Here is a 12,360-nt window from a genome sequence, read left to right on the forward strand (position 1 = left end):
TCCTTCAATATGAATTGGCTGCAGAGCTTATTGGTCTGCGGCCAAACCAGCTTAATCTGTTTGCTCCTTCACGGCCTCGATCATGACGCCTTTGACGAAATATTTTTGCAAGCTAACGCTAACCTTTAAGTGACCCTACCAATGCACCTTTAACGAAGTACTTCTGCACAAATGGATATACGCACAAAATCGGCACTGTCGCTACCATAATTGTTGCATACTTGATCGTTTCACCAATCTGGAACTTATCCTGATTTGAAGCTGCCGTTGCCATGCTTTCAGTCGAGTTCGCGATCAAAATCTCACGCAGCACGAGTTGTAAAGGATACAGTTTCGTATCTTTAAGGAAGATGGATGCATAGAACCATCCGTTCCATTTATCAACCGTATAGTAAAGAATCATAACAGCAATGACCGGCATGGAAAGAGGTACAATAATCCGAAAGAAAATCGTAAAATGATTCGCACCATCAATTTTTGCAGATTCCTCTAGACTGTCTGGGATGGACTGAAATGCGGTTCGCATAATAATCAGATTGAACGTACTGATAGCAAAAGGAAAAATTACCGCCCAAAGCGAGTCAATGAGACCAACACCTTTTACGACCAAATAGAGCGGAATTAACCCGCCGTTGAAAAACATCGTCAAGACGATCATAATCATGCAGTATTTGTTCCAGAAGACATTTTTACGTGATAGAACATAGGCGCCAAGCCCGGTCAGAACCAGATTTAACGCGACCCCAAAGAAAAGGATGAACAGTGTATTTCGATAACCTCTCAAAATACCTGGATTCTTAAATACACTGGCGTAAGCCTCCAAACTAAATCCGAGCGGTGTAAAAAGAAAACCGCGGTGCGCAACCAGTTTACCTGCATCACTAACTGAAGCGAATGCGACGTATAACAGCGGATACAGTGTTACAAGGACGAGAACGGAAAGCACAGCATAAACAAAAATATCTAAGAGCTTCTCGGAAAGACTATAATTTTTATCCATAAACATAATTCTCCTTACCACAAACTGTTTTCACTGATTTTTCGCGTAATGCGATTTGCGATGATCAACAAAGTCAAATTGACAATAGAGTTAAATATCCCAACCGCGGTACTGTAGCTCCAATTAAACTCAAGAAGTCCTTTACGAAAGACGAATGAAGCAATAACGTCAGCGGTATCGTATGTCAACGAATTATAAAGCAGGATGATTTTTTCAAAACCGACATTCAGCATATTGCCAATTCTCAAAATAAACATAATTGAAATCGTCGGCAGAATGCCTGGCAACGTAATATGCGTAATCATCTTGAATCGGCTTGCGCCATCCATCCGTGCCGCTTCATATTGTTCTTGATCAATGCCGGTCAAAGCTGCAATATAGATAATCGATTCCCAACCAATTCTTTGCCAAATTTCGGATAATACGTAGATTGGACGAAACAATTCGGCCTTTTGCAGCATGGCTTGCCCGTCATAACCAAAGTGTGTAAATAGATTATTGATGACGCCGCCTGAGTTTGTGAAGCTGACAATGATTCCGCAGATAACGACAAGTGAGATGAAATAAGGCATATAAGTAACGGTTTGTGCAAAACGTTTAAAGTACTTGCTTCGTACCTCATTTAACAGCAAGGCAAGTATAATTGGAGCAGGAAATTCGAAGATAAGCGTATACAAACTGATGATGACTGTATTTTTTAAAATTCTCCAAAAATAAAAAGAAGTAAAAAAATCTTTGAAGTTTGCAAGCCCGATCCATTCACTTCCGGCAATCCCCTTGGCTGGTGAATACTCTTTAAAGGCCATTAAAGTACCGTATAGCGGGGCGTAATGAAAGATTGCATAGTACGCTATTACCGGCAGGATCATCAGGTATAGGTATTTATTTAAAGCAAAATCGCGAACAATTACCGCTCCCAGGCTATTCCGGCTGCGGTTGCGATCATTCTTAGGCACTGTTTTTGCTGCAGCAGCAATTCTGGTCATCTCTCCAGCTCCATTCGTTTTCCGTTGTTGTTATCTGAATTTTCAGAAAAATAAATCAAGGGAGCAGTGCTCCCCCTGCTTGGATTTAACGATTTAGCGTTTATTATAACGATCAAGCGCTGCTTGCTGAATTTCCAACGCACGGCTGATTTTCATCGTTTTCATTTTTTCTACATATTTATCAAAGCTCTCAACAGGCTCCGAACCTAAGACGATTTTTAAAATCATCTCATTTACTAGCGTATTCGTGTCGTTCATAATTTTCGCGAACTCGGAGCTTTCATCTGGCGTCGGTGTAATTGGCGGTAGTTGATGCTTCACCATGTCCGTCTTCTGCCAAGCCGAAACAGCGTCACGCTGTGTTTGAAGCGCAAAGAATTGTTCAGCATAGCGCTTATCTTGAATGAACGGACCCGTATAATTTCCACGGGTATAAAGAGACATCGCTTGTGCTACAGCCAATTTATCCGGGTTCTTCATGACAAGATCCGTGTACCGCGGGTAGCCGTTATCCATTTTATAACTGACGCCTTCGGTACCGAAGTTAAAGAACATTTTCCCTTCTTCACTGTATCCGTAATCTAGCATCTTCACAGCAAGCTCAGCATTCTTGGATTTTGCCGAAATGGCAACGGATCCAGCTGGCGTGAAAGGAACATCAAGTTGACCGAACTGCGGTGTTTCGCCTTTCTTTAAAGTCGGATATGGTGTGCCGACCAAGATGGCTTTTGGGTCTTTAGCGGCAACAATTGGCTGCCAACGCCCGATTCCGCTTCCAGCATTACCGACTGTCGCGCCTGTCATACCGTTAGCAAAGTTCGCATCGATTGCTTTCGTATCCGTTGTCGCCAGGTTTTTATCAATGAGACCTTCTGCATACCATTTCCGAAACGTCGACAGGAAGTCTTTGAAGCCCTGTTCCATCGGACCAAATTTAACCTTTCCATTATCTAGGTAGAACCCTCTGGTTACTCCGAAGGCACCGACGAAATCACCAGTAACGGTATCGTTGAGCGGATTCGGTTGTCCGACGAACGAGATTGGTGCAGACGCGCCTTTCTTCTCCTTGAACGTTTTCAGCGTCGTGTACCATTCGTCGATTGTCGTTGGTACAGGCAATCCGAGTTCATCCAACCAATCTTTGCGAACAATCGGTCCATGGAAAACTTGAAGGTAGCTATCGCCTCGAATGAATGGGAATATGTAATAGCTGCCGTTGTCCGTTTTCACCATTTTGTCGACATCCGGATGCTCTTTCAAATACTTCTTCAAGTTTGGCGCATGTTTGTCGATCAGGTCATTTAATTTTAGAATGTAGCCGTCCTTGATCGCCTTCTCCGGACCGCCTGGGTAACCATTTGTCCAGTTATATTCGATCATATCCGGTAAATCGCCGGATGCAAGCATAACGTTAAACTGCTGTTCGCTTCCGTTGTTAGGCGCTGTCGTATATTTGAGAGGCACTCCCGTTTTCTTTTGCCAATCCTGGAAGAAAGGAACCTCATCTAATGATGACTTTACGCCTACGATGTTACCTTGAAGAATAGCCCAATACGAAAGTTTTTGATCAGTCGTGATTGGATATGTTGTAGGTTCATTGCTCGTACTTGAGGTAGGAGCGTTTTTATCAGATGTAGTGGAATCAGGCTTTGCCGACGAGCAGCCTACAACAAAACTACTGAGCAACAAAGTTGCCGCCATTACAGATGCGAAGCTTTTTTTCACGATTTACGACCTCCTGAGATGTTCCGGTTAGTGAGCCGGTATATATGAGCGCCAGCCTCTCGAGTTGACCGACCTCCTACTCATACCCTATATCAGTTTTAACCTTCATACAATTTTATAAATATCCAATTTGATCGATAAAAAAGAGACTCGCTTGGCAATATAGCCAATGGAATCCCTCTAATCTGTGTGAATCATTTGCTATATATCCAATTTGATTGGTAATATTTCATCTATATCCGCCTACTCACTGGTTGAGCCCTCGTATAAACGGCTTTCCGACGCCATTTCTTTATATTTCCCCGGTGTAATGCCTTCATATTTCTTGAATGTGCGGATGAATACAGTTACGTCATTATAACCAACGCATCCTGCAATATCACCTATGTTCTTGTCCGTTTGATCGATCAGATGCTTTGCATGATCAATTCTCGTCCTATTGATGAACTCGAGCAGCCCTTCTCCGGTATGATCCTTATATAACTTTGATAGATAGGTCGGCTTCATATCGAAATGTTGACCGATTGACGAAATATTCAAGTTTGGATCGTTGTAATTCGCAAGAATGAATTCGATCACCAGCCCGACACGATCATCCATTGCTCTTTGGCGATTTGCCTGCAGCTGGCGCTGGCGTAAAGGACCATTGTGATCACATACTTCCTTCACGAACAACGTCATTTCCTCACGTATTTCGTGGATCGTTTCACATGCCATTAGTTGTTTGATTCGCTTTGGATTACGGACTAGAAAGCTATCATTAAGACTGCCCGTCTCACTAACGGCCTTGATCATCGTACTAGCCAAGTTCAAGATTAAGCAGCGCGCTAAATCTATAGATACAACCGATAACTCGAAATTGTTTTGAAAAATTTCATCCAGCGCCTCTTTTGCCTTATTGAACTCGCCCAGCTTCAAAAAATTAATCAGCTGCTGCTCAATTTGAAGCGGATAATAATAGCCCATCTCACTCGGCTCCTGACGAAGCGACTCGTAAGACAAAATTTCTTTGCTGCCCATCACCAGCTTGTACTCCATAGCATCCATTGCTTCCTGGTACGCTTGAGGAATGTTTTCAATTTGGCTGTGAACCAAACTGATCGAAAGCGTCAGATGAATCGAATATTGTTCCGCAAGGAACTGCTGGGCGTCTCGTGCAATCCTCTGAAGCTCTGATGATTGTTCCGCGCCAGATATTTCTCGGAAATTAATCAGAACGGCGAGTCCTTCATCAATTTCTACGACATAGCCGTCATTATGCTGACCGGCGATCTCTTCCAAGACGTTGGTAATGATAAAATGCAGCAATATCCGCTTTTTGGCCGTATCCATTTCTCCGTACCTGTTGTAGAACTCTTCGACACTTTCCACATAAAGGAGAATGACGGCGAAGTCCTGAGTAGTGATACGCATTTGGAAGGCGGCTAATGACTCGGTAACCGGGATCGTACCATCCAGTCTCCCTTTGAGCAGTCGCACCAAAAAGTGATTGCGCAGCATTTGATTTTGCCGCTCCATCTGCATCAGCAGGGAATCCATTTTGATCTGCGTATTGTCAAAAGCCTGCTGAATAAGCTGGAATTCATTTTCTCCCGCGCCACTTCCAATATCTGCTTTGCCAGATAGTACTTGCATTAACTGATTGACTGGATTGTAATTCCGGCGAACAAAGAATACGGTAAGCAATCCGCCGCCAAGCAAACTTAATAAGCAACTTGCGATAATCAAGTTACGGACCAGCTTAGCCTTTTCCCAATATAGATTACTTGGAACCATCGATACATACTTTAGTCCCGACCGCTGCGACTTCATATAAAGTACTGCATAACGAGTGCCATCGACTTCGGCAAATGCGACACCATCATGGGAATTCATACTATCGAGCGGAATGGCAAGCGCACTATTCTCACTTGAATTCGAGACAAGAATTTCATTCTTATCGTTCAAAATAAATACATGCCCTTTGCTAAATAATTCTACGTTTGATATCGCGCCAAGCATGTGTTTCTGATCCACCATAATGACATTTGTCGCCGGCGAATTCGTGTTACCAAAGGAATAAGAGCTAACATAGGCCACCGTTTTTTGCATCTTGCTATTTTCGTCCATGCGTACCATTGGCAAGAAGCTGCGTAAGTCGTTCTGATTCACAGTGTTGGACCACTGCTCAAAGGATGGCATCTGCTCATTGTAATAAATACCGTAAGCGTAATCACCATCGTAAATATGGGAAGGTGCAATGACCTTATTGAAGTTTTTCAGATAGATATAAAACGAATCGACAAAACCGTAAACGCTTGCATAGTTCTCCATTTCCTTCGAAATATAGTAAGCATCAACGATGAAATCCCCTGGATGTATCGCGTAATTATTTGAATACAGCAGATTCCGTACATTCACGTTCCAGGACAACTCAAAGTTTAGCCGTTGCATCGCGTCAAAATAATTATCTGATACTTCCTGAACTTGACTAAGAAGCGAATGGTTCGCCGTATCAATTTCGTTCTCAAGCGTCCTGCTGGATATCAAATAAACGACGATACTACAAAGAATTGGCAGCAGGAGAACCGTCAAATAGGAGATAAGCCAAGTTAGGGCAACACTGCGGCGCTGATAAAATATTCTCTTCATGTTGATTACCCTTTCAATAAGAATGAATATCACCATTTTAAGTGCTGCTGTTCCTAATGTATAGTTCATCTTTTTTTGAAAAATTTGGATCAATGGAAACGAGGCAGAAGGATGTATCCTACCTGCCCCATCTTTTTTATCTAAAAAATCCGATGACTCCAGCCTTTTAATTTCGCCATTGCTTCTACGTAATAATAATCTCCGTAAATTAACGATACGTCGACATTCACATTACCAGGTTTATGCCCTGTCGCATTCAGCAGTATAGCCTCGTGTTCCGACATATCCCATGTTCCGCAATGCTGCGTTAACGAAGCTAGGATTCGCTCTGCTGCTGACTGATAGAGACGCGACTCTGCGGAATCAGTCAACTCGGCGATTTCGAGTAAACCAGAAGCGGCAATGGCTCCCGCAGAGGAGTCTCTTGGCTCATCCACGATATCCGGCGTACGGAAATCCCAATAAGGCACGCCATCCTCAGGTAAGCAGGCAAGAAAATAATGGGCTACTCGTTTCGCTGCGTCCAGAAATCTCTTCTCGCCGGTATAACGATAAGTGTTCGCCATACCATAGAGAGCCCATGCTTGGCCGCGGCTCCAAGAAGAATGCGGACCGAAGCCCTGTCCACCAAGCGATTCAATGAATGCACCGGTCTCCGCGTCGAAGCTGACAATGTGATTAACAGAGCCGTCAGGCCGGATAAAGTGCTGTAAGACAGTATCCGCATGGGCGGTTGCAATATGCTTGAATCTTGGGTCAGAGGTTTCATTTGCCGCCCAGAAGAGCAGAGATAAGTTTAAGGAGCAATCGATAATCGCCCAACCGGTCGTTTTATCCATCTCCCACGTATCGTCATTCCATGCACGAATAAATTTTCCGACTGGATTATAGCGTCCTGCCATAAAATTGGCTGCGGCAAGACCGATTCGCTTACCTTCGCGATCCCCCGTAAGTATGTATTTGATCACGGCCGTTGGAAGGAATTGGAATCCTACATCATGGTGCAGTTGCCCTAGTTCCCCCTCATGCAACCACTTCTCGATTTCCGCATCCCATTTCCATGCCTTTTCCTTAAAGACCGGCTCCTTTGTCATATCAAACATAATCCATAGCATGCCTGGCCAGAAGCCCGAAGTCCACCACCAAGTAGGCATGGAATCGTAAACACCGCTTTTGTCGGCACGATGTGGGGATTTGTCTTGCATCCGTTCTGCCATATCACCGACTTTAGATACGATTTGCTCCCAGATTTTATCTACTTCTTGAGGTTTCATTTATTTACTCCTTTATCACTTTGTTTAGTCTAGAGGTATATTTATCTCTTAGTCATGTAGATTATCCGTGATTGTATATCTAAAAAAAATAGTATAAATCGACATTTCCATCGATTATTTATTCTCTCTGATCGATTGTTTGAGTTTTTTAGAATAATCCGCCGAAATGTAAAGCGGCTTCCGACCATGCCGGCAGCCGCGTCTTTGTTGTTGCACAATGATACCACGATTCCACAATCGTATAGTCATATCAAATGGCTAATACTGATTACAACGGACAGCAAACATAAAACTATGGCTGGAATTGCCTTCGGAAAGGGGTCTCTAGCCACAACAAGTAGAATGAACGCCGCTACCAGCATCGTAGCTCCTAAAAGAAACCCCGATAAAACGGCAAATATTGAAAACCAGATGCCTACGATCATGCCGATCGAGCATATGATTTCAATAAAACCGGTTAATAGGTTAAAAATAGACGGCATTCCCAAACGATTGAACTCATTCGCCATTTTACCGCTAATAATTCTAACCCCTGTAAACATAAAGAATACGCCGACTATTATTTGCAAAATCAAAATGACCATAATAATTCACTTCCTTATCTCTTCTATTATCCTTCGCACCAAATACATGCTATAGCATGTATTTGGTGTTGAATGCTTTCCTTCCTATAAAACCTATTCCACTTTATTGATGGCAATGGCATTTCACCTCCTTCCCACTCCGCTTCCAAACAACTTACTCATCTTTTACGCTCAAGTATATTTTTTCAAGAATGGCTTTTAAATCCTGAATTTCAGTTTCGTTCAAGTATCTGGTCACATGATTGTGTGCCCCGATGACAACAGGGAGAAGCTTAGTTTTGAGTGTCATTCCTTTATCGCTTAAGTACAGGTTGTGAGAACGTCTATCCTGTTCATGAGAGCCAATTTCCCTGGAAATAATGAAAAAAACGAGCAGCTGCATTAGCTGCTCAGCTGCTCATCCGCTCGATGAATAAGATTTTACTCGCAAGCGATCCCCAAAATGCCTTTTTTCTCAAGCAAATCGTTCCAATCCCTTGGATGCTCCTGATCCGACACGACAATATTTAATGCTTCGGATAAGTCTGTTGGTTATATGTGGTATTACTCGGAATACTCACTCTAGCATGGCCAGGGTGGAACCGGTCTGCGTCGATGGTTGTTCAGTCATGAAGCCTTAATTTTTTCTTGATTCTTCCGGCAATGAACTCTAGCAGGACGGCAAAAGCAAGAATGAGATACGTAATGGCGCCGATTTCTCTAACATCGTAGTAATAGGAGCTGGCCATGAACATATCGTACCCAATGCCTCCGGCACCGGCTGCCGCTCCCATTGCCAGCGCTACGGCGAAATTGATCTCGAATCGCATAAACGTCCATGAGATCAAGTAGGTGATCGACGACGGCAGGACGGCTTGAAACACAATTTGAACCCAATTGGCTCCGCTTGCTTTTAAGGATTCAATGACCCCTTTATCCAGTTCTTCGAATGATTCCGAGTACGCTTTGACGAGATAGCTGACCGAATGGAACGTCATGCCTATGACGGCGGCAACGCTGCCCAATCCCGCAGCAACCGCAAAAATCAGCACCCATAGGACGGTGGGAACGGCTCTGATGAAAGCTACAACGGCTTTAACTGCGATGGAAAGCTTCGGGTTGGATAAATTGTTGGCAGCCAATAATCCAAGGACAAGGGCAATGACGGCTCCGAACAGGGTGGTTAGAAATGCAAGTCCCAGAGTGATGCTCAAATGTGTAAAGGCCTCGATTAAGGTAATGTGCTTGAAGAATGGCTGAAAGAACATGGTTTTCACGGTTTGCGTTGTCTGCAGGACTGCATCTATAAGCTGAATATCCTTATAATCGAAGGTTGCGAATGCGTACAGCGTCAATGCGACGAATGCGGTCAAAGTGAGACGGATCGCCAGCACTTGTTTATTGAAAGGTTGTTTCATTCTGAATTCATCACCGGTCATGTCCTGTCCGGTATTTTTGTGAGAGACTTTTAAAGAGGGATTCTGAAGATCCATGTTACAAAATCACCTTCCTGACATAGTTAGAGACCAGTTCAATGGCAAAAATGGTGATTACAAGGACGAGAACAATTAATGATGCAGCGTTGAAATTAAGACTCTTGTAATACAAGCTGAACAGAAAACCGATACCGGTGCCCGTCAATATGCCAATTAATGTAGCCTGTCGGATGTTGGTTTCCATCATGAACAAGATCCAACTGATGAGCTGGGGAACACATGATGGAATTACGGATTGAAAAATGATGGTAAAATAGCTCGCTCCTGTCGATCTTAATGCATCCACAGAGCTGCTGCTGACTTCATCGATAGTTTCCATAAAGGATCGTGTCAAAAAGCCAAAGGAACCAAAGAAGAGTGCCAAATAGCCGGTTAGAACATTTTGACCAAAAGAAATGAGCAAGATCATAGACCACGCAGCGACATCGATATTACGGAAGATCGTAGCGATCGATCGGCTAATAAAGCTGAGCGCCCCGCCTGTACCGGTTGTTTGAGATCCGGCAAGAGCAAACATCAGTGCAAACATGGCTGCAACCGTAGTTGCTGCAATGGAGACAAGAACCGTCTCGACAAGGCTGCTGATGATAACCGGAAGCCGCGTCAGCGACTTTTCGTTTGGATAAAAGTTGGTGACAGCCCATTCGGTGGCTTTAGGTATAGAAGTGAGTCCTTTGATGACATCAAACTCCGTAATCACTATAGCGATGATCGTCATTGCCAGCATGAGACAACAAAACATAAGTGTATTCATTCGCTTCCCGACAAAAAAGCTATCTAGCATCACGGACCTCCAGTTCTCCTTGAAGCTCACTCCACTCGGAGCCGTAAATGGTTGATAGATGCTCTCCGCTGATCTTAGACGGAGGACCGTTATACACAATGGTGCCCCGGTTTACACCGAGAATCCGGTCTGAGTAATTCAAAGCCGTATCCACTTGATGCAGGTTGACGATAACGGTAATCCCCATCGTGGCAGAAATATAGCGCAAATGATCCATGATGATTCTGGATGCATTCGGATCCAATGAAGCGATCGGCTCGTCGCATAACAGCAAGGCAGGCTTCTGTACAAGGGCGCGGGCAATCCCGACCCTCTGTTTTTGACCGCCGCTCAATTGGTCGCAGCGTTTATAGACCTGCTCTTCCAAACCGAGAGTCTTCAAAATCGAATACGCTTGAAGCCTCTCTTCCTTGGAATACAGTCCCATAACCCCTTCCAGCGTGGATTTGTAGCCTAGCCGGCCGTGAAGGACATTTTCAATCACTGACAATCGGTTCACTAAATTATAATGCTGGAATACCATTCCCATTTGGGTTCGCAGCCGTTTTAACTCGCGCTTCTTGAATTCAAGAATGTTAGCGCCATTAAACATGATTTCCCCGCCGCTTGCGTCAATCATTCGGTTAATGCAGCGAAGCAGAGTGGACTTACCGGCCCCTGACGGGCCGATAATCGACACGAACTCTCCTTCTCTCACCGTAAAATTAATATCTGTTAAAGCCTTTGTATCCGCCCCGTACATCTTCGATACCTGTTTGAATTCTAATAACGTTGTCATAGTTGCTCCCTCAAAAGGTTTTGCATTGCTATAGCCAATTAGTTGGACAGCTGTCTGATCGGATCGAAAAACTTGTCGTCCACCGTCAGGAATTTCTCTTTACCGCTCTTTTGCTTGAACATCCCGGATTCCTTCGAATCTTTAGGCAGGAAGATTTGAGTGTTTTTCGTTACGGCATCGGATGTAAAGGCATCCTGTATTTTCTTCGTATCCTCAGGGCTTACCGTACCTGCGTTAATAACAAACGGCTGGTTCAGGACCGGTGTTACGGAGATGAGCGAAAATTCCTTGCCTGTCAATGTGTTGAACGGTTCAGCCGCTCCCTGCTTCACCTTATACACGGCACCTGCTGTGTTCTCCTTCCCGGAGCTCAGCTCGATATAGTTAGCAACGCACGTATCGCAGAAGGCGGATACGTCAGCCTTGCCGGTCAACAAATTGACAGCCGAGCCTTGGTGAGTTCCTCCGTAGAGCACGTCGCTGAAAAACTTATCTTTACCGCCCATGATCAGATCATCGACAGTCATATGTTTATATTTGTCTTTTTTGCTAAAATAGTTAATGATTGCGGCGGAAGGCACTTTAAAGCCGGAGGTAGAGGAATTCGCTACGAACGAAAATTTTTTGCCGGCAATATTGTCAATCGAATAACCACTGCCGTTTTTGTATGCCTCTTCCTCGCCCTTGCGTACGCTTAACCAGCTATAGTAAGCAGCATCCTCTAGTGTTCCCGACTCCCCGCTTGAAATAGCCAGCGGTTGAACCTTTTTATTCTTGGCATTGGCTTCAACGTAGCCTTGTGCTCCCATATAGGCAATATCTGCGCTGCCGTTAGCAATGGATTCAATAGCGATCGTGTAGTCGGTTGTTGTCTTGTGTTCTACTTTTTTTCCGGTTGCAGCGGCAACGACTTTTCCAATTTCCTCACGCGAGCCTTTCATTTCTGCGCCGGATTCATTGGGATACCAAGCGATTGTAATGGTATCTTTGGTTTTTACAGCTGTCGTTCCATTCTGTGCCTCATTTGCTTTCATACCACAGCCTGCCGTTACTGCTGCGAGAGATAAAGAAACCATAAGCGTCAACATCTTTTTCATCGAACAATGCCTCCTAAATAATATAT

Annotated in this window: 10 protein-coding genes; all 10 read right to left on the reverse strand. The window is 44.1% G+C overall.

The window, feature by feature from the left end; genetic code table 11:
• Positions 1-118: 118 nt before the first annotated feature.
• Positions 119-1,000, reverse strand: coding sequence for a carbohydrate ABC transporter permease (locus ACFQ88_RS31580; RefSeq protein ID WP_379460734.1), 882 nt, complete (start codon positions 998-1,000; stop codon positions 119-121).
• 14 nt (positions 1,001-1,014) lie between these two features.
• Positions 1,015-1,869, reverse strand: coding sequence for an ABC transporter permease (locus tag ACFQ88_RS31585; protein WP_379460940.1), 855 nt, complete (start codon positions 1,867-1,869; stop codon positions 1,015-1,017).
• Between the two features lie 210 nt (positions 1,870-2,079).
• A complete protein-coding gene (locus tag ACFQ88_RS31590) occupies positions 2,080-3,711 on the reverse strand; it encodes an extracellular solute-binding protein (protein WP_379460736.1) in 1,632 nt (543 codons plus the stop codon).
• Positions 3,712-3,954: 243 nt separating this feature from the next.
• The gene (locus ACFQ88_RS31595) at positions 3,955-6,342 is read right to left on the reverse strand and encodes a helix-turn-helix domain-containing protein (protein ID WP_379460738.1); all 2,388 of its coding nucleotides are present in this window, start codon (positions 6,340-6,342) and stop codon (positions 3,955-3,957) included.
• Between the two features lie 140 nt (positions 6,343-6,482).
• Positions 6,483-7,616: a glycoside hydrolase family 88 protein gene (locus tag ACFQ88_RS31600; RefSeq protein WP_379460740.1), complete on the reverse strand. Its 1,134-nt coding sequence runs from the start codon at positions 7,614-7,616 to the stop codon at positions 6,483-6,485.
• A gap of 245 nt (positions 7,617-7,861) precedes the next feature.
• Positions 7,862-8,200 (reverse strand): DoxX family protein, encoded by a 339-nt coding sequence (locus tag ACFQ88_RS31605; RefSeq protein WP_379460742.1) that lies wholly within the window; start codon positions 8,198-8,200, stop codon positions 7,862-7,864.
• A 602-nt stretch (positions 8,201-8,802) separates the two neighbouring features.
• Positions 8,803-9,597, reverse strand: a complete 795-nt coding sequence (locus ACFQ88_RS31610; protein ID WP_379460744.1) for a PhnE/PtxC family ABC transporter permease — start codon at positions 9,595-9,597, stop codon at positions 8,803-8,805.
• 76 nt (positions 9,598-9,673) lie between these two features.
• Positions 9,674-10,459: a PhnE/PtxC family ABC transporter permease gene (locus tag ACFQ88_RS31615; RefSeq protein ID WP_379460746.1), complete on the reverse strand. Its 786-nt coding sequence runs from the start codon at positions 10,457-10,459 to the stop codon at positions 9,674-9,676.
• Positions 10,449-11,237, reverse strand: a complete 789-nt coding sequence (gene phnC, locus ACFQ88_RS31620) for a phosphonate ABC transporter ATP-binding protein (protein ID WP_379460748.1) — start codon at positions 11,235-11,237, stop codon at positions 10,449-10,451. Before phnC ends, ACFQ88_RS31615 begins: the two co-directional genes overlap by 11 nt.
• Positions 11,238-11,275: 38 nt before the next feature.
• Positions 11,276-12,334 (reverse strand): PhnD/SsuA/transferrin family substrate-binding protein, encoded by a 1,059-nt coding sequence (locus tag ACFQ88_RS31625; RefSeq protein WP_379460750.1) that lies wholly within the window; start codon positions 12,332-12,334, stop codon positions 11,276-11,278.
• Positions 12,335-12,360: the final 26 nt, after the last annotated feature.

The organism is Paenibacillus sp. NPDC056579 (assembly GCF_042793215.1).
Lineage (GTDB): Bacteria > Bacillota > Bacilli > Paenibacillales > NBRC-103111 > Paenibacillus_S.

Bases quoted from the DNA above. Each gene is read 5' to 3' on its own strand.
- ACFQ88_RS31580 (WP_379460734.1), bottom strand. From the start codon at position 1,000: ATGGATAAAAATTATAGTCTTTCCGAGAAGCTCTTAGATATTTTTGTT.
- ACFQ88_RS31585 (WP_379460940.1), bottom strand. From the start codon at position 1,869: ATGATCCTGCCGGTAATAGCGTACTATGCAATCTTTCATTACGCCCCG.
- ACFQ88_RS31595 (WP_379460738.1), bottom strand. From the start codon at position 6,342: ATGAAGAGAATATTTTATCAGCGCCGCAGTGTTGCCCTAACTTGGCTT.
- ACFQ88_RS31600 (WP_379460740.1), bottom strand. From the start codon at position 7,616: ATGAAACCTCAAGAAGTAGATAAAATCTGGGAGCAAATCGTATCTAAA.
- ACFQ88_RS31605 (WP_379460742.1), bottom strand. From the start codon at position 8,200: ATGGTCATTTTGATTTTGCAAATAATAGTCGGCGTATTCTTTATGTTT.
- ACFQ88_RS31610 (WP_379460744.1), bottom strand. From the start codon at position 9,597: ATGAAACAACCTTTCAATAAACAAGTGCTGGCGATCCGTCTCACTTTG.
- ACFQ88_RS31615 (WP_379460746.1), bottom strand. From the start codon at position 10,459: ATGCTAGATAGCTTTTTTGTCGGGAAGCGAATGAATACACTTATGTTT.
- phnC (WP_379460748.1), bottom strand. From the start codon at position 11,237: ATGACAACGTTATTAGAATTCAAACAGGTATCGAAGATGTACGGGGCG.
- ACFQ88_RS31625 (WP_379460750.1), bottom strand. From the start codon at position 12,334: ATGAAAAAGATGTTGACGCTTATGGTTTCTTTATCTCTCGCAGCAGTA.